22 protein-coding genes are annotated in these 24,690 nt (G+C 41.6%); 5 read left to right on the forward strand and 17 right to left on the reverse strand.

Translation table 11 applies throughout. The features are described from left to right. The 4 genes from H6G14_RS28815 to H6G14_RS33800 form a co-directional block, all read right to left on the reverse strand. On the reverse strand, positions 1-431 hold a 431-nt coding region (locus tag H6G14_RS28815; protein ID WP_199326318.1), incomplete at its 3' end, for a hypothetical protein. Positions 432-559: 128 nt separating this feature from the next. Further along, positions 560-760, reverse strand: a complete 201-nt coding sequence (locus H6G14_RS28820) for a hypothetical protein (RefSeq protein WP_190571875.1) — start codon at positions 758-760, stop codon at positions 560-562. A 40-nt stretch (positions 761-800) separates the two neighbouring features. Further along, positions 801-1,136 (reverse strand): XisI protein, encoded by a 336-nt coding sequence (locus tag H6G14_RS28825; protein WP_190571876.1) that lies wholly within the window; start codon positions 1,134-1,136, stop codon positions 801-803. A gap of 49 nt (positions 1,137-1,185) precedes the next feature. Further along, on the reverse strand, positions 1,186-3,522 hold the full coding sequence (locus H6G14_RS33800; RefSeq protein WP_190571877.1) for a type I restriction-modification system subunit M: 2,337 nt from the start codon (positions 3,520-3,522) through the stop codon (positions 1,186-1,188). Between the two features lie 280 nt (positions 3,523-3,802). Between H6G14_RS33800 and H6G14_RS28835 the strand changes: the two genes are divergently transcribed. Together H6G14_RS28835 and H6G14_RS34280 are read left to right on the forward strand one after the other, a co-directional pair. Next, entirely contained in the window at positions 3,803-4,201 is a 399-nt protein-coding gene (locus H6G14_RS28835) for a hypothetical protein (RefSeq protein WP_190571878.1), read from the forward strand. A gap of 54 nt (positions 4,202-4,255) precedes the next feature. Further along, positions 4,256-5,071 carry an NADAR family protein gene (locus tag H6G14_RS34280; RefSeq protein ID WP_338421229.1) on the forward strand — a complete coding sequence of 272 codons (816 nt, stop codon included), beginning with the start codon at positions 4,256-4,258 and terminating at the stop codon, positions 5,069-5,071. 283 nt (positions 5,072-5,354) lie between these two features. On the opposite strand, the gene H6G14_RS28845 is transcribed toward H6G14_RS34280, so the two are convergent. Next, complete coding sequence (locus tag H6G14_RS28845) at positions 5,355-5,615, reverse strand: hypothetical protein (RefSeq protein ID WP_190571880.1); 261 nt, start codon at positions 5,613-5,615, stop codon at positions 5,355-5,357. 193 nt (positions 5,616-5,808) lie between these two features. Between H6G14_RS28845 and H6G14_RS28850 the strand changes: the two genes are divergently transcribed. Continuing rightward, positions 5,809-8,163 (forward strand): NACHT domain-containing protein, encoded by a 2,355-nt coding sequence (locus H6G14_RS28850; protein ID WP_242053971.1) that lies wholly within the window; start codon positions 5,809-5,811, stop codon positions 8,161-8,163. Positions 8,164-8,300: 137 nt separating this feature from the next. Here H6G14_RS28850 and H6G14_RS28855 read toward each other — a convergent pair whose 3' ends face one another. Further along, entirely contained in the window at positions 8,301-8,840 is a 540-nt protein-coding gene (locus H6G14_RS28855) for a tyrosine-type recombinase/integrase (protein ID WP_242053989.1), read from the reverse strand. Positions 8,841-9,385: 545 nt separating this feature from the next. Then, positions 9,386-9,592 (reverse strand): hypothetical protein, encoded by a 207-nt coding sequence (locus H6G14_RS28865; protein ID WP_190571885.1) that lies wholly within the window; start codon positions 9,590-9,592, stop codon positions 9,386-9,388. A 126-nt stretch (positions 9,593-9,718) separates the two neighbouring features. Between H6G14_RS28865 and H6G14_RS28870 the strand changes: the two genes are divergently transcribed. Next, on the forward strand, positions 9,719-12,214 hold the full coding sequence (locus tag H6G14_RS28870) for an NACHT domain-containing protein (RefSeq protein ID WP_338421230.1): 2,496 nt from the start codon (positions 9,719-9,721) through the stop codon (positions 12,212-12,214). Between the two features lie 41 nt (positions 12,215-12,255). Here the strand turns inward: H6G14_RS28870 and H6G14_RS28875 are convergent, their stop codons facing one another. The 3 genes from H6G14_RS28875 to H6G14_RS33220 form a co-directional block, all read right to left on the reverse strand. Continuing rightward, the gene (locus H6G14_RS28875) at positions 12,256-15,108 is read right to left on the reverse strand and encodes a DUF3854 domain-containing protein (RefSeq protein ID WP_190571887.1); all 2,853 of its coding nucleotides are present in this window, start codon (positions 15,106-15,108) and stop codon (positions 12,256-12,258) included. 442 nt (positions 15,109-15,550) lie between these two features. After that, positions 15,551-15,733, reverse strand: a complete 183-nt coding sequence (locus tag H6G14_RS28880) for a ribbon-helix-helix domain-containing protein (protein WP_190571889.1) — start codon at positions 15,731-15,733, stop codon at positions 15,551-15,553. Positions 15,734-15,897: 164 nt separating this feature from the next. Beyond that, positions 15,898-16,341: an IS1 family transposase gene (locus H6G14_RS33220; protein ID WP_199326319.1), complete on the reverse strand. Its 444-nt coding sequence runs from the start codon at positions 16,339-16,341 to the stop codon at positions 15,898-15,900. A gap of 384 nt (positions 16,342-16,725) precedes the next feature. Between H6G14_RS33220 and H6G14_RS28890 the strand changes: the two genes are divergently transcribed. Beyond that, positions 16,726-18,708: a hypothetical protein gene (locus H6G14_RS28890; protein WP_190571891.1), complete on the forward strand. Its 1,983-nt coding sequence runs from the start codon at positions 16,726-16,728 to the stop codon at positions 18,706-18,708. Between the two features lie 88 nt (positions 18,709-18,796). Here the strand turns inward: H6G14_RS28890 and H6G14_RS28895 are convergent, their stop codons facing one another. The 7 genes from H6G14_RS28895 to H6G14_RS28925 form a co-directional block, all read right to left on the reverse strand. After that, entirely contained in the window at positions 18,797-19,444 is a 648-nt protein-coding gene (locus H6G14_RS28895; protein ID WP_190571893.1) for a hypothetical protein, read from the reverse strand. Beyond that, positions 19,390-19,992 carry a ParA family protein gene (locus tag H6G14_RS28900; protein ID WP_190571895.1) on the reverse strand — a complete coding sequence of 201 codons (603 nt, stop codon included), beginning with the start codon at positions 19,990-19,992 and terminating at the stop codon, positions 19,390-19,392. The genes H6G14_RS28895 and H6G14_RS28900 overlap by 55 nt, the downstream gene beginning before the upstream one ends. Positions 19,993-20,653: 661 nt before the next feature. Further along, positions 20,654-23,626: a type I restriction endonuclease subunit R gene (locus H6G14_RS28905; protein ID WP_190571897.1), complete on the reverse strand. Its 2,973-nt coding sequence runs from the start codon at positions 23,624-23,626 to the stop codon at positions 20,654-20,656. A gap of 50 nt (positions 23,627-23,676) precedes the next feature. Next, positions 23,677-23,946 carry a ParE family toxin-like protein gene (locus H6G14_RS28910; RefSeq protein ID WP_190571899.1) on the reverse strand — a complete coding sequence of 90 codons (270 nt, stop codon included), beginning with the start codon at positions 23,944-23,946 and terminating at the stop codon, positions 23,677-23,679. After that, positions 23,943-24,161, reverse strand: coding sequence for a hypothetical protein (locus H6G14_RS28915; protein ID WP_190571901.1), 219 nt, complete (start codon positions 24,159-24,161; stop codon positions 23,943-23,945). Before H6G14_RS28915 ends, H6G14_RS28910 begins: the two co-directional genes overlap by 4 nt. A gap of 82 nt (positions 24,162-24,243) precedes the next feature. Next, positions 24,244-24,399 (reverse strand): element excision factor XisI family protein, encoded by a 156-nt coding sequence (locus tag H6G14_RS28920; RefSeq protein ID WP_277884337.1) that lies wholly within the window; start codon positions 24,397-24,399, stop codon positions 24,244-24,246. A gap of 21 nt (positions 24,400-24,420) precedes the next feature. Further along, a partial coding sequence (locus tag H6G14_RS28925; protein ID WP_199326320.1) for a restriction endonuclease subunit S occupies positions 24,421-24,690 on the reverse strand: 270 nt, incomplete at its 5' end.

Consider the following 24,690-nt stretch of genomic DNA (forward strand, 5'->3'; position numbering starts at 1 on the left):
ATAATGCCCTTCGAGTGCTGCTTTAACTTGCTAGTACAGATTGGACTGCGGAAAAGATAATGATAAAACTTGCTTTCAACTGGCTTGTATGCCCTTAAAATGTCATACGCAGGACTGGTAACACCATCATATTCAGAAACGCCAATTGCTCCCATCCATGCCAATAATTTATTGACAATGACATCACCTTTTTTAACGAACCAATAACCATCTGTTGTAGATGCCTTGTTACCTCTTTCTTCTAATTCTTTTCTCGGCTTCACTCCAATATCTGAATAGATTGATAACAATTCTTCGCTATTATTTTTAGGTGCAGGTTCAGTAACAAGCCGAAAAATACTCTTGGTTCTCAAAGCTTCCCAATGCTCTGGAATTTCTCCTAACCAATCTTCGCCACTATCCTTATAACTGTCATGCTTGGGGAAAGTCATTAGTCTACCTCTCCCAAACTTACCAACTGCTGCAACAATCTATTCATCTTTAGGTTTAACCTCAAACTCCAACTTGGAGCGATAAAAACATACATCAAACTCTAGAAAAAAGTTACTTTGTCCTAAAATCAGAGAGGCTGTATTGCTTCCATCAGAATTGCACCAGCCCCAAAAGTATCATAGGGTGTTGGTAAATCATAGGTCTTAAACGGCTGTAGCGGTGTAATATCCTCGCTCTTTTCTAAATCTTCTGCCAAGATGCGAATTAGCTTCAGTTTCTCAACTTGAGAAAGCTGTCGGACAGCAGGTAATAATTCAGCTAGTGTCATATTTTCACCCTATTATTTGCAATTAATTTATTTTACCAATCTAAGCCACCCCATAATCTGTATACTGCCGTTTATAAGCAGGTTGTAAACCCAAAACAATATCCTCTCGTGGTACACCCATTGCTACCAATTCCTCAGCCGGATTTTGGTCAGTTAAATTTTGCTGTAGCCAGATTTTTTCATCTTTAATATCGAAATGAATGATACAGCGATAAACACGCTTTAAACCCTCCCAGCCCACATTCATCCACTGATAATGGTCGCGCTTTTCATCAAAAATTAGCTGGACTTCCACCTCACTATCAGCGACATCATCGTTAGCATAACCAGTTAATAAACTTTGCACGCACTCCCGATATTTAGCTAGTTTATCCATTGCACAATTACCTCCTGTACAGGGTCATGGAAGATATCTCTAGCAGACATCAGTTTATCTCCCCAAAACTCACCAACCGTTTTAATAACCCTTCCGTCTCCCGTTCTAATTGTAAAATCTCCGTCGTGACTTCCTCTAAAGTTCGCAACGGCTTGTGCTGATAAAAATACTTGTTAAAACTAATCTCATAGCCAATCTGCGTTTTATCCAAAGCTATCCACGCATCAGCTACATGGGGGCGCACTTCCCGCACAAAGTAATCATATATCTGTTCTTTCAACGGCACATTTTCTGTATCCCGCAACTCACTATCAGATTCATACTCTACCCATTCCCCTGCTTTGTTCCCAGGCCAATAACCATAGTCAGGTAATTTATCCTCAGTAGTTCCCAACTGGGTTAATAAATCACTCAGTTGATTACCTTTTAATTTATGTACCTTCTTCACCACCCTTGCGGCGTTCTCATCCCGCCAACTGACAGCATTTAAAATCTGATTTTTCTCACTGTTAGTTAGCTTAATATTTAGCAACTTTAACCCTGTATCAACAGCAGTTACAAATACATTAAAATCGAGTGATAATTCATCCTCCACCGCTTCCATTAAACGCTCTCCCACAATCATGAGATTGCGTTGTGCTTCCCAAGTCTTGGGTGATAATAAATCTTTCTTAGCTTTGGGGGATAGGGCAATTTCTTCACCCTCGATATAGTCCTCAATCGCCTTTTTATGCACCTCTAATTTTGTATAAATCTCATCACCCCATTGCTCATAAGCCCATGCCATCACCTCACGCAGCGCAGGCACATAACGCAATGTTGCCACCCGTTCTGGTGTAAATTGTGCCGCCAGTCGTAAAGGGCGTTCCACGGTAATTTTGTAAAAACCAAAGTCTTTGTTATCAAATACTTTAGAAATCCCTTGATTGGGCATTTCTAAATAAAGCTGGGTAATCTTCTCAATATGCTCAGTGACAAACTCGCAGTTCTTCGCTCCCAAATTCTTGCGTAATTTTTGATAAAGTTCTGACGCATCAATCAGTTGCACCTTGCCCTTGCGCTGAGATGTTTTGTTGTTAGACAGAACCCAAATATATGTTGTAATCCCCGTGTTATAAAACAAATTGTTCGGCAACTGGATAATCGCTTCCAAAGAGTCATTTTCGATAATGTAGCGGCGGATATTACTTTCCCCACTGCCTGCATCCCCGGTAAACAGGGAAGAACCATTGTGGACTGAGGCAATGCGGCTGCCCAAAGGACTATCATCTAGCCGCTTCATTTTGCTAACCATGTCCATCAAAAATAGCAATTGCCCATCGGAAGAACGGGGAATCGCCGGCACTATTTCTGATTCACCTTGAAAATTTTTCAGTACCACCTCAAAGCGACCGTCTAAAACATCCTTGCCATCCAGAATGTATTTTTGGTCTGATTTATACGACTTACCATAGGGCGGATTTGACAACATAAAATCAAACCGCAACCCAGTAAATTCATCTGTTGCCAAGGTCGAACCAAACTTGATATTTTCTGGGTCATTGCCCTTAATCATCATGTCCGACTTGCAAATCGCGTAGGTTTCGCCGTTTACTTCTTTGCCATAGAGGTAAACCGCCGCTTGGTACTTAATTTCTCCTGCTAAATCTTGAATAAAATCCTGCGATTCCGTTAGCATTCCCCCCGAACCGCAAGCCCCGTCATATACCGTAATTACTGGCGGTAGTTTATCCTTGACCGGGATAAATAATAAATGAGTCATCAATTTAATCACTTCGCGGGGGGTGAAGTGTTCGCCAGCTTCCTCGTTATTTTCTTCGTTAAACTTGCGGATTAATTCTTCAAATACATAACCCATTCCCAGGTTACTCAGTCCCACTAATCTTCGCCCTTCCGGGTCTAAAGTATCGTGGGGACTAAGGTTAATGTAGGGCGAGGTGAATTTCTCCAGCACATCCAATAAAACATCCGCCTGCACCATGCGCCGGATTTGGTTGCGGAGTTCAAATTTCTCGATAATTTCTTTAACGTTATCGCTAAATCCATCTAGGTAAGCTTTGAAATTCGCTTCTAAAATTTGGCGATTATTAGCAGCAGTCTTGACTAATTTCTTTAACGTCCAGTCTGAGGTGTTGTAGAAAACGTAACCTGATGCTTCCCGCAATGCCACAGGGTCAAGCACCGTAAAACCTGCCTCTTCACGCTGAAAACGCACTTCTTCTGTTACTGCATCTTTCGTTTCTTCCAGCAAACAATCCAGCCGCCGCAGCACAAACATTGGCAGAATCACATCCCGGTACTTACCCCGCACATAGACATCCCGCAGACAATCATCAGCGATTGACCAAATAAATGAAACGATTTTATTTTGCAGTGATAAATCCATGCACGTACCGGAGCGTATACCTGAAGACCATCATTCATAGTATTACTTTCTACTCCCTTTGGCGAAAGTAGGTGATGGGCGATCGCAAATTTCGATGCTGTTAATGGATGCAGCAATAAAATTCCGGCGACGGGATTTAGTATCTCCGCAGGAATCTTGTAGCTCAAAGCTATCTAATATTTTTTGTACATTTAAAGTTCTGTTTCTGGTTAATAGTTGGGCATTCTAACTATAGAAGTTATCTGTAAGCTTTATCACTGTCCAATTTATACGTTATTTTATGCCTAAATATTGTCGTGACCAAGCCAGGGACGAACTTTGGTTAATGATGGGAGGTGGAGCCGCCGCCGGAGTTGCTGGTGGTGTTCCTGTTATCGGTGCGCTCGCCTTTAATGCTAGTTTAACTGCTGTACAGGCAGCTATAGTAACTCGTATTGCTCAAATTTACGGCGTTGATTTAATACCTGCTGGTGGTGCAGGAGCTATAGCCGGAGCAATCATGGCAATGGGTGGCGCACAGTTACTTCTCAGAATGGGTGGTACTATAGCAGGATTTATTCCTTTTGTTGGACAAGTTGTTCAGCCTACAGTTGGAGCAGCTGCGGTTAAGGCATTTGGTGAAGCGGCTATTGCATACTTTGAAAATATGAATCCTGATAAAATTTACAGTCAGGAATAGTGTCAAGATTAGGATTTTGTTTTGATAAAAATCTAAACACATCAGGAAGATAAGGTGATTATTCGAGTCTACTGGCCACAACGCGATTGTCATAACAAGACTGAACCCATTGATTCATTTTGGGTAGAAGCAACTGATGAAGAAGCCCAAAAAGCAATTTTCCCTTTCCTTACGCCTGAAGTAATTGAGCAATCTAAAACTCATGCAAGAAACGGAGAAATTATCGCATCGCAGATAGGTAATCCACCACGCCCCTACTGTTTTCTTGTAGCTCAAGATTTAAGCACTATTGATCCATTTGATGTGCATTATCCCTTTCATCAGATGTGGGGTGCTTATTCACCATTTAGGGAGCTTGCAGAATTTCACATCAATACACTAGAAGAATTAACAATTTTTATGCCTTTGAGTAACCCTATCAGGTTTTATCACCTAAACAAGCCTTATGGCTTTTTCTCAAACTTTGCTCCCTATGCAATTTATCTCAAGGGAAAAATCTGGCCTACCTCAGAACACTATTTCCAAGCGCAAAAGTTTGTTGATACTCCTCATGAAGAACAAATTCGTCAAGCTCAGACACCGCGAGAAGCTGCACAGATGGGACGAGATCGCACTCTTACTTTACGTGCTGACTGGGAAGTAGTTAAAGATGATGTCATGCGTGAAGCGTTAGGAGCCAAGTTTACTCAACATCCTGATTTGAACGAAAAGTTACTGGCAACAGGAAATGCAGAAATTGTTGAACATACAACTAACGATAGTTATTGGGGAGATGGCGGTGATGGTAGCGGAAAAAATATGTTGGGTAAGTTGTTAATGGAGACTCGTGAACGCATTCGTAATGAGTTATTTAAGGAGAATGTGAGTTAGTTATTTTCCTTGAATTTCTCTACCTCATCGCCCCAGGAATCCCAACGAGGACGAGATTGGCGCGAGAACATCTCCAGTTTCGTCATATAAAATTGTGATCACATATCGTGCGTTACTCTAATCGAAACGTGATTGCATTCTTGGGCTTGCTTCCTGTTTTACTCCAATGTCGTTAATGACAACTAAAACGGCACAACACGGACGATTACTTGTGACAGGCTTGATGTGGTTCAAAGAAAAAGCCACCAAAATTTTGGTGGCTCTCAGCTTTAAGTTCCGCTAGTTACTGCTGTTGGTTTGAGTTGTCTGGGTTATCGCCTTTACCCTTTTTATTTCGCTCCACTACTTCTATTTGGGCAGCTTGAACAAACAGTCTAGCCAGAGGTATTAAGTGAACACCTAGCGGATTTTGCTGCACCGTAAGAGTAAACGCAGCATATAAACCGAGCGCATAGGCTGTCCATTTTGATAGGCGAGAGAAGGTCTGGTCAGACTTGCGAATATCGTTGCAATTTCTAGACTTTTTAGTTTCGTCGGTGTTCATAGATAAAATGTAGGTGAAATGTAATTTGAACTTCGCCTGGGTGACTCCAGGCTTTTTCCTGGAATCAGGATGTCATCATTCTGCCAAAACACCCAAACCCTTGTCGTTACTGCAAAGTCAGCCAAAATTACGAAAAAGTCAGGTAAAATTACTAAAAAGTTTGTAGCTGCAACAATATTTACTTGGATGACTAATGAATCTGGAAGAAGCCCTACAGGTCGCTGATGAAGCGGTATTTAATAATATAGGTGAGTACTTAACTGATATCCAAAAGCGTATACTTCAGGAATGTTGGGATAGGAAAACTTATGACGAAATAGCTAATAAATATAGTTATAGTTCTCAGCACGTTAGAAACGAAGGACAGGAGTTATGGAAACTTCTTACAGATGCGTTGGCTGAAAAAGTCAGTAAAAATAAGTTCCGAGCAGCATTAGAACGCTACCAACAACGCTTGCACAACTCTGAAAAAAAATCTGTACTACGAACATTGCCAGTTAGCCAAACTGACAACCCAGAAAAAGAAATAAAAATAGATGTCTTGATGCCAGAGGTACGCAAAAAGGTTAAACCTTATTATGAAAACCGAAACGGCACTCTCAAAGTTTTGGGAATGCGTGAACCTGTAAACCTAGAATCTGTCTATACAGCAGTTCAATTTTTAGATAATGATGGCATCCGTAGGTTTGAATCTATTAAAAATCTAGAAGAATCTTTTCGCCACGGTAGTAGCCGCAGGTTTCAATCTCAAAATAAAGGTAAACAAGAGGGAATTAAAGTTGCTAACGAAAACCAATATCTTATGGTGCTTGGTACACCTGGTATTGGTAAGTCTACATTTTTGCGAAAGATGGGATTAGAAGCACTCAAAGTTCAAGATGGAGGATTTAAGCACGACTGTATCCCTGTATTTATAGAGTTGAAAAGATTTCAAAAAAGAGACATCAATATAGAAAATTTCATTGTAAACGAATTTAGTAATTGTGAAGTCCCCCAACCCGAACAATTTACAACTCAAGCCTTAAAGGAAGGCAAGTTACTAATTTTGTTAGATGGTTTGGATGAAGTCCCAACAGAAAATTTAACCAATGTCATTAGTCACATTGAAGATTTTGTTGAGACTTACAAGAAAAATCGCTTTATTGCATCCTGTCGAACTGCGGCTTATCGCAGTAGTTTTCGCCGCTTTAGCGATGTAACAATGGCAGATTTTGATGACAAACAAATTCAGCAATTCATTTATAATTGGTTTTATTCAGAAACAGATAAACAAGCTCAGACAGGCGAGAAATGTTGGGAGTTACTACAAAAGCCAGAAAATGCCGCCGCTAAAGAGTTAGCCCACACACCTTTATTGCTGACATTTTTATGCTTGGTCTATGACGAGTCACAAAACTTTCCAGACAATCGCAGTACTATATACAAAGAAGCATTACACATATTACTAAAGAAATGGGCATCCGAGAAGCGAATTCTTCGAGATGAAATTTATCTAGGTCTGCACACAGAACTAGAAGAAATATTACTATCAGAGATTGCTTATACAGGTTTTGAGGCTGACAGACTGTTCTTTTCCCAGCGTGACATTGTTGAGAAAATCAAAGAATTTTTATCAAGTAATTTGAATGCACCTCAGCATTTAAATGGTGAAGCAGTTTTGGATGCAATCGCTATTCAACAAGGAATTTTGGTAGAACGCGCAAAGGATGCTTATTCTTTTTCTCATTTAACACTACAGGAATATTTAACAGCACAATATATTGATGACCATCGCCTAGTCGAGAAATTGGTTACTGAACACCTAACAGATAAACGCTGGAAGGAAGTGTTTTTACTTGTCGCTGGTTTAATGCGTGGTGGTGCAGATGATTTGCTGTTGCAGATGGAAAAGGAAGCACAAAAGTACATTAACACATCGAAACTGCAAGCTTTATTAAACTGGGCAGAACAGGCAACAACTGGATCTACTGGGGATGTTAAACCTGTGGGTAAACGTGCAGTTGCCATCGCCATCGCCATCGCCATCGCCTACGCCAACGCCATCGCCATCGCCTACGCCTACGCCAACGCCATCGCCAACGCCAACGCCAACGCCGAAGCCATCGCCATCGCCTACGCCATCGCCTACGCCATCGCCATCGCCAACGCCAACGCCAACGCCAACGCCAACGCCAACGCCAACGCCAACGCCGAAGCCATCGCCAAAGCTATTAATTACATTCGTAAACTTGAAGAATTGAAAATCTTCAATAAGGTTAATTTTACTATGCTAATTGACGAACTCAACGAACTGAAAACTAAAATTCCTGATGATAAACAACCTCTAAAAGTGCGCCGAGAATTTGTTCAGCATCTCCAACAAACTTTACTTAATGCTTTCAATCTCAGCCCAGACATGATTAATTTATCTCAGGAAGAAGCCAAAGCACTGGAAAATTATCTCTACGCTAATAACCTGCTCATCCAATGCAAACAAGCATCTGTGCGGGTGTCCCCTACAACCTGGGAAGGAATTGAGGCGCGAATGTTATTAGTTCCAAGTAATTAAATAGTTTACTCTGTGCGGGTGTCCCCTACAACCTGGGAAGGAATTGAGGCGCGAATGTTATTAGTTCCAAGTAATTAAATAGTTTACTCTCAAGCTAACATCCTATCAGCCAATGATATTAATGGATGAAAATCCCATCAAAAAGGCTGCTCCCACTGCCAATCAAAATGCTCAAATCGCCGGGGATTCTCCGCCGTGTAGCGCACAGTATTCTGAATCTGCTTATGCCCCAAATAACTCTGTATATCTCGCGTAGAACGATTCTGTTCCGCCAAAAAATATCCGCAACTGTGCCTGAACATATGCGGATGCACCTTAATATGTAACCCCGCTTTCTCAGCCGCACGTTTGACAATCTTTTCAATCGCATCCACCGACAGCGACTTCCCTCTTTCATTAGGAAAAACAAAAAAGCTATTGGGATAAATCTGCTTTAGCTGCCCCAACAAATCCACCTCATCAGGCTGCATGGGGTGATTCCCACTCTGACTCCCCTTAAGCCGCTTGATATAAATCACACGGCGTTCTAGCATAACAGCATCCCATTTCATCGTCGCTGCTTCCCCCGGTCGCAGCCCATGTCGAAATGACATTAATAACAACGCCTGATCTCTAACTCTATGCCGACCGCGATCGCCCGCCGCCTGAATCAAAATTTTCATTTCGTCCTTCGTCAAATACTCCCGGCTGCGATACTCATCATTATTCAAGCGGCGGAACTTCTCGTTCATTCTCTCACTGTCCGATAAATAGATTGGAAATCCGACAGTATTCATTCTCCCAAATACTGATGCTTTCGTGAACCACTCCCCTCAATTAAGTTACCCTTATCAATCTAGCTTCCAAAAATTCTCTACACAGGGCAATTGATAATTCTGTCTTATATAAAGGGGTGAACGGCTTACTCAACTGTCTATACTCCTTCTATACCAAACCAAGGGTTGATCAATCGTTGCAAGAGAGTGCGTGATATCAAATTGCGGCATTAGTCCAGCTTTTTTCTTGGAAGACGCGATCGCTCTAAAGGGCAATTACACCAAATGTTCAAATTTGAACATTGCAAAAGTTTCCAGTTGCGCCAGTAACTTGACAACATCTTCTTTAGTGAGCGATTCTGCGTTATCTTGACAAACAGAGTTAATAGATAAACCCCTGACGATGATTGTCAGAGGCTTGCTCAAAACAGTTGTTAGGCATGAGAAAGTGAAGGCATCACTGTTGACTACCAATCACTCAAAAAATGAGATGCCCACTCAACTATCTGTGCGATCTTTTGCAAAATTGGTTGCCAGAATTTGATGAAAAACCCTAGTACCGTCAATACAAATGCTGCAATGGGCTGCCAAAATCGGCATAGCTGTCTAACCTTCCACAGTAAAGATTTTCTCCTGCGATTTGGACGTTGGTTTAACAATTTTCGGGAAGTCATCAGTAACTCCTAAATTCAATTTGTCTTATGAGATTGAGTTTAGGAGTTGCCAAATCGGAACTAAATTAGGCAAAAATAGAATAAAAATAGACTTAAATAGAATAAATAGGCTATGGGGTTAATTAAGTGAATTACTCAGCCAAACTCTCAGAACCGGAATCCCGGTTCTTACAGGAAATGGCAACACAGTTCAATTTTGGAAGAGATACGTTAACTGTGTTTTTATATCGTTTTGATAAAGCCAAACGCAATCTACCAAATAATTCACTAGCAGAAGGCATACCCTGGAACAATCCAAAAATTGTAAATAAAGAACAAAAACTCCAAGATGAGTTAAACACAATTTGTGAGGTATTGAAGAAAAACGGCTGTCCGATTAGCAAGCCAACACGAGGCAGACAGCGTGACGGAGAAAGTCCTTGGGAACAGGCTTATGAATGGCTATGGAATACTAAATTTAGTGAATCGCAGCAAAGTCAAAAGGAATTTATCCAGCCCATAGAGATTGATGATTTAGTAAATGAGGTGCGCGAAAAAGTTAGCACAGACATCCAAAAACGATGCGGATGGATGCGTGTTTTGGACATGACTCACCCCATTGGGCTAAATGACATTTACACTGATGTCAACATTCTGGAGAAAATTACAGGACGCAGACGCTTAGAAATAGCTCAACTTTTAGAAAACTGCAACCCGGAAGACTTCGAGCGATTTGGACTAAATCAAGTTGTAGAAAAGCGAGTTCCAGGGCTGACGGCTGTTGAAAAATACTCCAAACTAATGATTTTAGGAAAGCCAGGGGCGGGGAAGACAACCTTTTTAAAACGAATAGCGATTCAATGCAAGTTGGGACAATTTTTAGCAAATCATGTTCCCATTTTCATCACGCTAAAAGACTTTGCTGAAGCACCCCAGCAACCAAGTTTATTGCAATATATCAATGACCAATTTGCTCGTAACAGTATTTCAGACCAGGAGACAACTAAAACGCTTTTGCGTCAGGGTCGGGTAATTGTGTTGCTTGATGGTTTAGATGAAGTTACGCAAGCATATAATGACAGGGTTTTAAGAGAAATTCGCAACTTTTCGACGGAGTACGATGCCAATTATTTTGTGATCACCTGTCGGATTGCGTCAAAGGAATATACCTTTGAGCAGTTCACCGAAGTTGAAGTTGCTGACTTTGATGATAAGCAGATTGCGGAGTTTGCTACAAAATGGTTTCAAACTAAAGACCCAAAAAAAGCCAAAAACTTTATTCAAAAACTCCAACAAAATCAACGAATTAAAGAACTAGCAACCAATCCCTTACTGCTGACACTGTTGTGCTTGCTATTTGGGGAATCAACAGATTTTCCTTCTAACCGTGCTGAACTTTACGAGGAAGGGGTAGAAATATTGCTGAAAAAGTGGGATGGTACACGCAGCATTGAACGTGATCTGGTTTATCACAAACTCTCTCTCAAACGCAAAGAAGACCTCCTCAGCAGGATAGCTTTAAAAACCTTTGAGTCAGGCAATTACTTTTTTAAAGAAAGGCTTGTAGAAGAATACATTAGTGACTACATAGAAAACCTACCTGATGCCAAAACTGATCCACAAGCACTGCTATTAGACAGCAAAGCCGTACTAAAATCCATTGAGGCACAGCATGGGCTACTGGTAGAACGGGCAAGGAGAATTTATTCATTTTCCCATCTGACATTTCATGAGTTTTTCACCGCTAGAAATATTGCTTTAAGCCGTAATCCTCAACAGGCATTTCAGCAGTTAGTTAGCCATATCACGGACAAGCGTTGGCGAGAAGTCTTTTTGCTGACAGTAGGAATATTGGACGATGCTGATGACCTGTTGCTGTTAATGAAACAGCAAATTGATAAACTTTTAGAAACCGATGAAAAGTTGCAGGAATTCCTCACTTGGGTTGATTTGAAATCCAGTTCGGTGGAAGCGTCCTATAAACCTGCTGCTATTCGAGCCTTTTACCTCTCCCTCGACCGTGTCCGCGACCTCGACCGCGACCTCGACCGCGACCGTGTCCGCGACCTCGTCCTCGTCCGCGACCGCGACCGCGTCCTCGACCTCTCCCTCGTCCGCGTCCTCGACCTCGACCTCGACCTCGACCTCGTCCGCGACCTCGTCCGCGACCTCGACCTCGACCGCGACCTCTCCCTCGACCGCGTCCTCGACCGCGACCTCGACCTCGACCTCTCCCTCTCCCTCTCCCTCGACCTCGTCCGCGACCTCGACCGCGCCCTCTTCCTCTCCCTCGACCTCGACCGCGCCCTCGACCGCGTCCTCGACCTCGACCTCGAATTAAAGCGAGCGCTACAAGAACTCAAAGACCAACTGCCCGACCCAAGGGCTGATGATAAAAAATCATTTAAGCATTGGTGGCAAGAAAGTGGTCAAGCCTGGAGTGAACAACTCAGAACAGTAATAATTCAGCACCGCAACATTGGACATGACTGGCAGTTCAACGACGATCAAAGACGACTATTGCAGCAGTATTATGACGCTAATAAGTTCCTAGTTGATTGTCTCAACAGCGAATGTTATGTCAGTCGTTCAGTTCGCCTGGAGATTGAAAATACATTACTGTTGCCAGTAAATCGAACCTAATCTCCTGGGAAAACTGATTTGGCAATGGCGTTGTTTGTTGTTCAAATCCCTAACCAAGGTCGGAGATTTCCGCGTTTAACTTTGATTTTGCCACCAGATTTAGTACGGCAGGTGATTTCACGACTAAGGCTACTGGTTTCCCAAATCTCGACCCGTTCACCGTTATAGTCTCCATCTCGATTAACTCCAAGTTGCCACATAGTATTAGCTGCATCTTTAATATGTTTAATTTGTTCTGGGGTGTATTCGGCTATAACTGCAACCAGTTCTTTTTCATTAAGTGACAGCACCAAGTTTCCCAGAGCAAAAGTGTCATCCCAAGCAGCATTTAGCTCTTGGTGACGGGTTAGTGATGGGTTTTCTTGAATCAACCCATCATCAATGACGGGTTGGGTGACGGCTGAACTACTTGCTAGTGACGAATTTGATGACTTGGAGTGATGGGAGTGTAATTCTGCCACCACTCCCACATCATCATCATCAATTGGCAAGTGATGATGTGGGAGTAATTTACCGTTATCTATTAACCCATCATTTTCTTGTAACCCGTCACTAGCAAGGCTTTGACCCGTCACTAAACTCGTCACTAACCCATCATTTAAGTCATTACAACCCGTCACTAACCCGTCACCAGAAATGGGACGAGGTAGGTAATCCTGACCTAAATGCCTAATAGCCACACCAGTGATATAAGCTCCTTTGCTGTCTCTACATTTGGTAGCATCAACAATTCCGAGTTGGGACTTTAACAGGTCTAAAAGGTTGCGAGAAAAACGAGTTTGACTCACCGCTTTGTAACCTGCTGTTTCTATCCAATGGCAATAGTTAGCAAAGAGAAACTGCTCGGTATTCATCCCCATGTTGCCAATGTAGGTTTTAGCTTCTTTGTCAAACACCAAACAAGTATCTACCCACGATGCAATTGGGTTAGTCTCTAACAAAATTTCGGCACTAAAGCTGGCCAGAGATGGCACTTTTTTGTCGGTGTTTCTGATAAAGTCGATGACTTCCTCATCTGGCATTGACAACACCCATTGCAGCAATCCAGACAGGTAAGGTTTAAATTCTGTTTCTAAATCTCGACGCAGATGCGGCGGTACAACACGGTCAAAAGACATGGATAACCGCCGTCGTTTTAGGCCACTTGTATAGTCCGTTGATTGGATAGATTCATTACAAGCAATCCAAACAATTCCGGGAAATTTAAAACCACCAGTCTGCTGCACACCTTTTTTTTCATAACGCAACAAGTCGCCGCCAGTTAACGCTTTTAAGGTGTCAACATCACCGGCATAGCGTCCAGAGTCGGTAATAATCACTGCTTTTTTGCCATAAAATGTGGCTGTTTCAAAGCGATTTCGCTCTAGCTGTTTGAGTTCTGTTACAGCCACATTTTCATGACCCACCAATGCTGTAACTAGTCCGATAATTGTGCTTTTACCCGTCCCGCCAAAGCCAATTAGTTCCATATAACGATGCAATTCTCTACCGCTTTCTGTCACAGTAGCTTTCATCGCGGCCCGCAATACTTGCACCCAATCTTCCCTGCCTTCACAAATCTCTAATAGCCATTGTTTAATGGGGTTACAGCCAATTAGGCGCTCACTCCATTTGTAGGGTAAAGATGATAAAAACTTATAGCTAGGGTCGTGGGAATATTCCTTCCCAGTCGCTACATCAATTACGCAATCTTGCAAGCACACATACCCAGGTGCTGGCTCCCAGTTAACTTCCTTAAGGTGATATTTGAGAAACTTGATTGTCCCAGCTAAAAAATCGTGTTTGAAATTCAACCCGATTTTTAACTCTACTTCTGTAAAAACAATACTGCCAACAACTTCGTCTGGTATTTCACTCCACACACCTTTTTTGTTTTCTGGAGGTGCTTCGTACCAATACCAAGCTTTATTTTTAACGTGCCAAGCAATTTTATCTTTGTATTTTTTGGCAATCTCTTTGCTCAAAGATGCCTGAGAAACAAACTTGCGCTCTTGAGATAAATCCCGGAACTGCCGCTCCCAAGTTTCAAAGTTAATGGCTTTAGCCATGACCTCATTTTTAAAAGCATCTGCACCATTGCGCTGGATATAATCATCCATGCCTTTGCCCTCGTCTGCTGTCCAGTTACCAGTCACAACATACACTGGAACACTAAACTTTTGTAGTTGACATCCTAATTTTAACTGTGCCATCAGCACGTCAGGATTGGTAGCGCAATCGGCATCAAAACCAATGATAAAACCAAATCCAGCACAAGCAAATCTCTCCAGTCCCTCGACTAAGTAACGTTTACTTTGGGGGTCGCTACTACTGGATGTTAGTCCCATTTCCACCCCTAGTAAAGCAATTGTAGGAATGTCGTTGCTACATCCTGCAATGGCTGTGAAAAATCCCTCCGTCAGCAACAAACAGGGATGGTCATTGATGGCATAACATTTGCTGTTTAATGCCTCCAAATCATCCCAGTAGTTGGGGTCGTTTGGGTGAATTGGCAGCATGATATTGTAGCCGCCAATGGGGCTGCGGTATTTTGGTGCTTTTTTATTTTCTGCACTGCGCCAAGGGTTATCTGGTCGAAGCTGCCCTTGCAAACCAACACCTTGCAGCCAAACACCTTTTGACTTAGCTGTGTACCCCAGGAGCTTAGAAGCTTCTTTTTCGTCTACAGAACGGCAATTAATCTCAACCCATTCTTGAGATAATCCCCTTTCTTGGACGCATTCTCGAAAGTGGCGATCATTAAGTTGCCTAGTTGCACTTGCAGTTTTGTCTCTCGTAACGTTTTTGTCGGTGATTTTTGCAAAATCTGTCGTGCTGATCTCGGAATTATCTTTGCAAATTTCAGCATCGCTCAATAGATGGTTTTTTTCTTGAAATTGAGTGCTAGTAGTCATTTTGCCTCCTGGTAGGAGGCTCTAGTTCATCTCTAAGTCGTTTCTAAAACTGGTGGAGGTGACAAAACTTCTGCTAATCTAGAAGTGGATTTTGTTCTAGGTTTTTTGCAGAAATTTCGTCTTTAGCTTGACATCAATCACCAGCTTGAGAAATTTTGTAGAAATAACCGAGAGCCTGTTTTTTTTTGAGACTTAACCCGTTGTTCGAGCAACGGGTTTTGTCTTTAATATCATTGCAGTTTTTTAGACAATTTCATGGAATTTAGTCCCTCGGTAAAACAAAGTCGGGAGTAACACTTCATCCCTCCCTTCTGCTGTTCCCCGTCACCCTAACAGATATTTCCCAGTGCGGGAATTGCTGCTGAGTAACCGGCAACAGAATAGATTTTATTTTGATTTAGGCGATCGCCTCTTGGTGTTTCATCTGGCGTGGGTGATTTGTTCATTGCTTGTTCTCTATATCCAGGAATCCGGGGGGAGCATTTTGTTTGACCCAATCTAAAATCATGGCTTGGCCTACTTCACTCATATTTGTACCTTTCCACCTACACAGAGCATCAAACTGACGCTTGAGGTCTGGGTCGATAGAGATAGTCAGGCGGTCGGTATTTCCTTTTGGAGCCATTACTTGACTTATCACATGACAACCACCATCTTCTCATTTGCTTATTTAAATTTCATCTTTTATAGCTCTATGTGAGTAATCACATAGTCACACAGTTGATATAGTAACACTGGGTGAGATGAAGCATTATCTCTGCTGGTATAAAATTACGAATAAAAGTTTTATTAGTTTTCCTCGTTGCCGACCAACTCCCCATTTTGAATTGGTTGAGAGTGCGATTGCATAGGTGCTAATGGAATGATGCCTCTGCCAATTCGTTCAACCAGTTCTGAGCGGCTGATACCCAGCAATTCTGCTATTTTGTCTAATCCTTTGACAGCTGTAGGTGTAAGAGTAAGAGTTTGCTTTGTTTTTAATTCATCATAAATTTCTGGCTGCCCTCGCTTGCTCTTAAGTCCCTTTTGAGCCTTCTTTCGCTGCCAAGGTTTTTGTGGGGTAGGTGGGATAGAGATAAATGTTCGCTGGCAATGTTTGCACAACCACCGTTGATTACCGTGACGGTCTTTACCGTGCCGGATAATTTGTTTTGATTCTTGGTTGTGATAGTTGCAATAAGGATTTGGACAAGTAATTTTTTGCGTCACCAGTTTTGCACTCACAGTTGTCATTTTAATTTGTTACCAACACAAATTTTCAATTTGATAGCTTCAATTTGAACTAATATGTGTTGGTATTTTTTTATCATCCTTTTAATGTAAAAGTCTAGCTAGTAAATAGTTCTTTAAACCTAATAAATACCAAAATCTTATTTATCAGATTTAAGTAATAAAAAACTACTGTAAAGCTTACAGGACAAGCATTTGACTCGCGGTAATATTTTCTTCTTGGCAATTGTGCAAAAGTGATAATACCCGAATCGAGAAGAAAAAATCTGATAAGTATTGCGTGTTGTTGTATGTAATAATAAGATTAAAGCATAGATTTTTAGCTAGTATTTACTAGCTATTCAAAAATCAAAAAAAATCATTTACTATTTATTAGCCCATCTCCGTATGGAATCGAAAACAATTTCTGAAGCCTTGCTTCTCTACCGTGAACATTTGTCTAAGGTAAACCCCAAGAGTGCCGAGGATATCTACAACCTAACTGTGACTGCGATTTCTCGATATACTCTGCCAGCTTGGGGACATCCTGCTCCCCAAGGCCGCAAGCCAACAAAAATAGAAAAAGCCGCATTGGATGAAGTATTAAATAGTACCCCTATTAAAAAGCTGGCTAATGCTTTGGATGTTCAACAAAAAGTGTTTGAAACTGTTGGAGCAACTGCCCAGCAAGGCTATACCTACCGCTCCAAGCTGAAAGCTTTTATAACTTGGATCAAACAGCAAGGCTGGTTGCAAAAAGGTCAAAAAGCCAAAAAGAACCATGCTCCTAAAATTTTTCATGGTTATGGTAGAAGTGCTACCAAGCGAGTTACAACTAAAGATAGATTGTCTGAATATGGATTAAAACGTGAGCAAGCTTCACTAGAACTCAAAGCTGAAATAGAAAAATTTCACGATTTCATGACTAAAACTCGTTATCCAGGACGACAAATTGAAGCATTAAAACCAAGTGTCGCTCAAGGATATATAAAAATTTTGTACAGAATTTTGGGATGGCATATCAAGTCTGGAAGGGTAGATTCTATTAACTCTCTTTCTCTTGATAAATTAGTCTCCAACGTTAAGCTCAAACGTGTCAAAAATAAAAAACAAGCTTTAGCTCAAGCAGAAGAAGCTGCAACATATTTAGATGAATGGATTTGTGAGTTCCTTGACTTTCTGGAAATTGAACGAGGAGTTAGTGCTAATGGTTTGATGTCCGCGATTACACCAATTAATGTGTTGATCAAGTTCCAATATCACTTGGAAACTGAAGATAAAGAATTTAGGGATATCCCTGCAATGGCTGTAATTCGCAAGCATTTGGGTGAAATACGGGAAAAACAAAAAACACAAAAACCAGTTGTGGATAATAGTGCTAAATGGCTGAATATGCCTGAAGTATTCACAAAGATAGTTGAGCCGCTAAGACTAGAATGCGCTTACAGGCGTAATTGCCACGATGTTCGTACTGATAATGCCATTGCTGCTAGTTTTCAACGCTTTTTGATGTTAGGCTTTTTAACATTTATTCCTCCCAGAAGACAGCAAGAATGGCGAGAGGCAAAGATAGGTCTAAGTTGTTTGCTGACAGATAAGCCAAAAACCCTCGCTCCAAGTCAGTTCATACATCCTCTGCCCGAAAATCGAGACAAAGATAATTGTCATGGTTACTTATATAAGAATGTAGACGGCAAGTGGTACAAAGATACAACACCGGAAAGTTACAAAACTGGGGACACATACGGGCATCGAAAGCTCGAAATTCCCAATGTTGTTTTTAAACAAGATGGCAAGTGTTTCTATGATTACTTGGAAGCATTTTTATATGGTTATTTCCGAGATGCGAAAGGAAATTGGATGAGTGGAGGTCAATTAGTCAAAGGTAAAGCGCAGCCTAAAAATGGGCAATGGCACAATTTACGCATGGAATTTAAACCTAACCACAACTTTTTCTTTGTGCAATCCAATAAGGGTTGTCCTTTGGGCATGAAGGATTTTGCATATATAATTCGAGCCGCAGCTCACAGGCTAACTGGACAGCTTTTGACTCCTCATCTTCTTCGCAATATTTACGCTACTTGGTTTTTAGATAATGGCTATACAGAAGACCGGATTGAGTCATTAGCTTATGCAATGGCCCATAGTCCGCAAGTGCTACGTCAGATTTATGATGGACGTTGCTCTGAGCAAAAAACTCGTCCGATTAACGAAGAAATGGAGGTGATTATAGACAAATTTATTAATGGTAAATCAATGTCTGAGCCATCGAGGACAAAGAACAATAACAAGGGAGTGGATCTGGATGGTTTGCAACAAGACAAAGAGCGTTTAGAAAAACTTTTATCAATACTCACTCCTGACCAAAAGGCATCTTTAGGTTTAGATTGACAAAAGTGTCCCAGGAAAGCGATCGCATTTTCTGAAGTTTTAACCCATCACCAATGACCACGCAGTCATCTCGTTAACCGATTCTTAGCTACTCATCCACCTGGGTACCCAGATTTTTGATTTGTTCTAGCGCCTCTACTACACCAACTTCATCACCTAGCCGAATAAATGCACTGGCTAATTCTTCTAGTAAGTCACTCCGATCTACTTCTATCCCTTCATCAGCTAAATCTACTAACACACGGTTAATCTGCCTACTCAGCTTTTTAGGAATGCGAAAAGTGGTTTGCGTGTAGTCAGGATTCTCACGCTTGGCTAATTTATCTTTATCCTTGAACTTTTTAGCTGTTTGGGTAGTTGAATTTTCGGGTAGTTGAATGTCTGGGTACCCGGATGTTTGACTACCTGAATGTTTATCTAGCTGGGTTTTTAGCTGGTCAGATACCTGGGCTTTAGTAGAGGCAAATTTTGGGCTTGATGAATGTTCAACTGGTTGAATGTCCGACTGTTCGAGTTGCTGAATATCTGGGTACCCAGATACCTGGGTTTTGGTAGACGCAGATTGTTGACTTTGTAAATTTTCAAGTGGTTGAGTATCTGGCTGTTCAGGTAGCTGGCTTTCTGGGTACCCAGATGTTTGGGTACTTTCTTGTGCTGCACCTAAAACTTCACTAAATCGACTTACCCTTTTATTGCCTGAATTATTTCGTTTTTTATTGCTGTCCAATCCCGCCATACTACTTTTCCCCCGCGAACTTTATGAACAGGAACTCCACTAGCAACCGCATCTTTGTAAGCTTTGTAAAACCGAATTCCGCGACTGAAAACTGGATAATTTTGTAGTTTTAGTGCTTCCATCGCCTCTTGACCATCCTTTTGCGGTGCTGGCGGAATCATTGTTAAGAGAACTTTCCAGTTTGTATCTTGTGGCAAGGATTTTGCCATCAGTGCCATCGCGTCCATGCTCAATATGTCTGGTGGAGTTGGGACAATAAGTAAATCACAACCCCTTGCTAAATCTTCCACTTCCGCTTCATTTGGACGGGCTGGCGTGTCAAAAATGATGTACTCGAACTTCTGCGATCGCATCAACTTCGCTGCTTCCTTTTCTCCACAGACAGCAAATGGTAATCCCCCAGGTCTAGCCCAAGTTGTAGCTGACCGATTGGGGTCAGCATCAATTACCAAAGTTGTACCGTCAGTGCAAAACAAGGAAGCCAAACAGATAGCCGAAGTTGTTTTAGAAACCCCACCTTTGAATGAGCTAAGAGAGATGATTGGCATTATCTTCCCTTACGATAAATGCAATTATCATACTCCTACCTGGGTATACATCAAGCTGGATGTGTAAATATCTGGGTACCCAAGTTTAGATAACTCGGCTCATCGAATAAAGCGTCTGGTGGCTGTAAAAATAAAAGTTCAAGTTTGAACTTTCTTGGTTGGTAAATTCTCCAACAGTCACAACTGAGCAACAAGCTTACTCAACATTGACTCATTGCTGACTTTCATCGTCCTGTTTTCCGCCCAACCAGCGATCGCGCTAATGTGCTGCTACTTTCTCCCTCACAAGGATGTCGTCATAATTTAGAAAACCACGCCCTTATTCATCTCTCCGAGATGAATAACATTATCTTCCCTTACGATAAATGCAATTATCATACTCCTACCTGGGTATACATCAAGCTGGATGTGTGAATATCTGGGTACCCAAGTTTAGATAAATCGGGTCATCTCATAAAGCTCCTGCTGGTTGTAAAAATATAAATCGTCAAATTTTGATGATTTGTATTTTTTAGAAAAAATGTTCAAGTTTGAACATTTGGCGTAATTGCCTACGGTAGGCGATCGCATCTCCCAAGATAAAAGCATAGAGTCAAGTAGTGTGCCGGTGGAGTTGCTTTTCCGCTAAAACCAGTTTTTTAGTTAATTGGTACTGGCTAACTTATGCTAAAAATTGTTGGAATTCATCCAAATTAATCTGCGTAAGTAACTGCATGATACTGGCATCAAAAGCCCGTTTAAATTCAGGGTCGGAAGCGTAACGTTTGTACAAATCAAGTTCGCGTTTGCGTTCTCTGTTGATGGCTTGTTTAATCAATTCCTCTAAAGCCAGGCGGCGATTTTGTTCGTCTGGGTTGTTGACGACTTGGTTTTGGTAATCGGGATTATCAATGACGTGTCTAGCTATATTAATGAATTTCACCCGTTGTTCTTGCGGCGTAGCATCCCAGCCGGTAAAAAAGCGATTGTTAAATGCGGCAATAATTTCATCGAGGGGGTCTTGTTGTGGTGCATCGTCGTGATAGCCCCGTAAGTTGGAGTTTTGTGGGTCAATTTCTGATTCAGAAGCATCAAGTTCAATGTTGTGATTGAGTTTAACTCGCTCAATGCCATAGGTAGAAAGGTCTACACTTTCGAGGAGTTCGTCAAGTTGTTCTTGGTCAGGATTTTTAACAGCAAGTTTGGGAATCAGGAATTTGAGAAACCAATGCAGCATTTCCCACTGGATATTGTTATAGGGAATAATACAGGCTACCTGCCCATAAATTTTGACGAACTGTTTGGCTTTAATTTTCAAGTCGATTTTGGTTTCGTCTTCCAGTTCTAATTCTGAATTAAAACGAGCTGCGGCAGTGTCAATCAGGGGGCTAAGTTGTTCGGCTTCCGCTTTATTGAAAAATAATTCATTGAACTGTTCGACTTCGTACCACTCGTAAACCCCTACATCGTCTAAGGCTTCTTTGAGGTCATGCAAGACATTAACATCTGTTGGTTCGCTCAAAGATGTTGCAGTATAGAATGGGTCAAAGGCAGCTTTAATATCGCTAACTGTATTGTAAAAATCGAGAATAAAAGTATCTTGTTTCCCCATCTTCTCGTTACAGCGATTGAGCCGAGATAGGGTTTGCACTGCCATCACCGACTGTAATTTTTTATCAACATACATCGTGTGCAGTAGAGGTTCATCAAACCCCGTCAGGAATTTATTGGCAACAACTAAAATTTTGTAATCATCTTTTTTGAACTCGTCAGAAATGTCTTTACCGGGGAATCCATTAATGATGTCTTCGGTGTATTCAATGCCATCCACAGTCTTTTTACCGGAGAAAGCGATGATGGCTTTAAAAGGTGCTTTCGCTTGTTTTAATGCCTCGCGGATGGCGAAATAATAGCGAATCGCCGCTTCAATGTTGCGGGTAACGACCATCGCTTTAGCTTTACCTTTGAGCTTTTTGGGTTGCCACACCTGCTCTATAAAATGGTTAACCATAATATCGGCTTTAGTGCCGATGGTTTGTTTGTGTCCTTCCACATAAGCCCGGAGTTTTTTCTGCGCTTTGGCAGTGTCGAAAATGGGATTATCTTGGATGGATTTTTGAATTTCGTAATAGCTTTTGTAGGTGGTGTAATTAGCCAGCACGTCCAGAATAAAACCTTCTTCGATGGCTTGTTTCATGGAATAAAGGTGAAACGGCACAAATTTACCATCTGCTGTGCGCTGACCGAATTTTTCTAAAGTAGCGTTTTTCGGTGTGGCGGTAAATGCAAAGTAGGAAGCGTTTTTACCGAGTTTACGTCCTGCCATTGCTTTGAGAATTTTGTCCTGTAAATCTTCCGGTTCTTCCTCATCCTCTTCTTTATTGAGAGCCATATTTAAGTTATCAGCAGCCTTTCCGCTTTGGGAGGAGTGGGCTTCATCGATAATCACAGCGAAAGTATTCTTACTCAAATCTTCAATCCCCTCAACGATGAAAGGGAATTTTTGAATGGTAGTAATAATAATTTTTTTACCGTTTTCTAGGGCAGTTTTTAATTCTTGGGAACTGGTGGCGTGAGCAACAATGTTTTTTACTTGAGAAAAGTCTTTGATATTGTCTTTGAGTTGTCTGTCAAGAATACGCCTATCGGTGACAACCACAACCGAATCAAACAGGGGACTATCTGCACCTTTAGCGTAGACTTCGATTAACTGATATGCCGTCCAGGTGATGGAATTAGATTTACCCGAACCTGCGGAATGTTGAATGAGATAAGTCTGTCCTGTGCCGTGTGTTCCGGCATGGTTTAGGAGTTGGCGGACGACATCCAGTTGGTGATAGCGGGGAAAGTAGAGGTTTTTGTGCGCGAGGGGGGTTTTGGTATCGCCGGGGATGAGAATCGCAAAGTGTTCAATAATATTGGTAAAACTTTGGCGGGGAAGAAGAGATTCCCACAGGTATGCAGACTTGTGACCATTGGGGTTGGGTGGGTTGCCCTTACCAAAATTAAAACCTTTATTGACGGGGAGAAAGTAAGTTTTTTCACGGTCTAATTTTGTGGTCATCCACACTTCATCGGTATCAACAGCAAAGTGGACTAAACAACGAGCAAATTGTAGCAGTGGTTCTTGGGGATTGCGGTCTTCCCTGTACTGTTTTTTGGCATGGTAAACAGTTTGTCCTGTCCAGGGATTTTTTAATTCCATCGTGGCGATCGCCAGCCCATTCAAAAACAATACAATATCAATGGATAACCCGGCATCGCTTTCACAGTAATGTACTTGACGGGTAATCGAAAATATATTTTTGGCAAAGTCCTCTGCTATAGCCGGATTGACATCGTTGTAGGGCAGACTGTAAAGCAAGGTTATATGAGCATCATCAATGGATAATCCTTTTTTCAGAACTGAGAGGATGCCATCTTTTTTAATCTTGCGATCGCACCGTTCCAAAATCAATCTTTGCCAGTTGGGACGGTCTTTAAGTTTGGCTAGTTGTTCCGGCTGGGTGGTTTCTAAAAATCGCCAGAATTTCTCCCGGTCGATAGCAAACTCTCGGTCAAAATCTGCGGGGTTTCCTTCTTTGTAGCCAGCGCGTTCAACGAGTGCAGTTTTGATACAGTTTTCCAGTGCTTGCTCGTTGGTTTTGCTGACCATAGGTGATTCGTTAGATTTTATACGAGTATTTTCCTATGATAGCTGCTCTACTACAACTGAGATAGTAACCTTTCATACTCTGTATGCGACCCTACCCAAAACCAAATAACTGTATCTCCCTCTAACTGGCCAACGGCTCGATAGCTTCTGCTGACTCTTGCAGAATAAATAGGTAATTCTGGATGCACTTTTTTGAAACGTAAACTTGGATGGTTTGGGTCAAGTTTAAATTGGCGATATGCTTCGCGGGTTTGTTCTCGCACATTTTCAGGTAAGTTACCAAAAGCTTGGCGAAACTGAGAAGTGATGCGAGAATTCACAATGTATCTGGATCTAATTGTTGAGTTTTACCTGCGCGATATTCAGCCATCGCTTGGGCTGCTAGGAGAGCTAGGGCATCTGGAGAACGCTCAAAAGCTTCATCCCATCGCTGTTCATCTTCCAGTTCTTCTAAAATCATCGTAGCCATAGCATTTTGTTGACTGACTGGTAAGCTTTTGAGTTTGATAATCGCTTGTTCGAGTAATTCTGTCATGGTGAATGATTATCTTCTGTTTTATTAATTTTCTCACAGAGTCAGGACTGGGATTTGTTTAGGTGATGCACTACGCCCCGCTTTAGGCGATGGCAAATTCAGTAAGTGCGCGTTTACTAGGGTGATGGAAGCCCAAAATAATATCGGTTTTGGGGATACCTGCTGCTAACAGATCATCAACAATCCCCAAGTCAGTGCTGTCTTCTTCCACCCAAATTTTACCGTTTTGGATTTGCAGGGGAGTCTTAAAAGTTTCCCTTTAGACTTTAATTTTTCCGGTGACGGCATTAGATATTAAAATTTGTTTGAATTCTTTTAAGGTTTCGATTACTCGATATTGTTGGGCGATTACTTCATCAATCTCGGCGGTAGTCCTATCAATAAAAGTAACTATTCGTTGTTGCTCTTCAAACGGTGGATATGGAATTTTAATATTTCCAAATTCATCAAAATATAATCGAAGACGCATATCCATAATGCCCTTCGAGTGCTGCTTTAACTTGCTAGTACAGATTGGACTGCGGAAAAG

This window comes from Nostoc parmelioides FACHB-3921 (assembly GCF_014696625.1).
GTDB lineage: Bacteria > Cyanobacteriota > Cyanobacteriia > Cyanobacteriales > Nostocaceae > Trichormus > Trichormus parmelioides.

Coding starts and splice junctions, on each gene's coding strand:
- H6G14_RS28820 (WP_190571875.1), bottom strand. CDS start 760: ATGACACTAGCTGAATTATTACCTGCTGTCCGACAGCTTTCTCAAGTT.
- H6G14_RS28825 (WP_190571876.1), bottom strand. CDS start 1,136: ATGGATAAACTAGCTAAATATCGGGAGTGCGTGCAAAGTTTATTAACT.
- H6G14_RS33800 (WP_190571877.1), bottom strand. CDS start 3,522: ATGGATTTATCACTGCAAAATAAAATCGTTTCATTTATTTGGTCAATC.
- H6G14_RS28835 (WP_190571878.1), top strand. CDS start 3,803: ATGCCTAAATATTGTCGTGACCAAGCCAGGGACGAACTTTGGTTAATG.
- H6G14_RS28845 (WP_190571880.1), bottom strand. CDS start 5,615: ATGAACACCGACGAAACTAAAAAGTCTAGAAATTGCAACGATATTCGC.
- H6G14_RS28850 (WP_242053971.1), top strand. CDS start 5,809: ATGAATCTGGAAGAAGCCCTACAGGTCGCTGATGAAGCGGTATTTAAT.
- H6G14_RS28865 (WP_190571885.1), bottom strand. CDS start 9,592: ATGACTTCCCGAAAATTGTTAAACCAACGTCCAAATCGCAGGAGAAAA.
- H6G14_RS28875 (WP_190571887.1), bottom strand. CDS start 15,108: ATGACTACTAGCACTCAATTTCAAGAAAAAAACCATCTATTGAGCGAT.
- H6G14_RS28880 (WP_190571889.1), bottom strand. CDS start 15,733: ATGGCTCCAAAAGGAAATACCGACCGCCTGACTATCTCTATCGACCCA.
- H6G14_RS33220 (WP_199326319.1), bottom strand. CDS start 16,341: ATGACAACTGTGAGTGCAAAACTGGTGACGCAAAAAATTACTTGTCCA.
- H6G14_RS28890 (WP_190571891.1), top strand. CDS start 16,726: ATGGAATCGAAAACAATTTCTGAAGCCTTGCTTCTCTACCGTGAACAT.
- H6G14_RS28895 (WP_190571893.1), bottom strand. CDS start 19,444: ATGGCGGGATTGGACAGCAATAAAAAACGAAATAATTCAGGCAATAAA.
- H6G14_RS28900 (WP_190571895.1), bottom strand. CDS start 19,992: ATGCCAATCATCTCTCTTAGCTCATTCAAAGGTGGGGTTTCTAAAACA.
- H6G14_RS28905 (WP_190571897.1), bottom strand. CDS start 23,626: ATGGTCAGCAAAACCAACGAGCAAGCACTGGAAAACTGTATCAAAACT.
- H6G14_RS28915 (WP_190571901.1), bottom strand. CDS start 24,161: ATGACAGAATTACTCGAACAAGCGATTATCAAACTCAAAAGCTTACCA.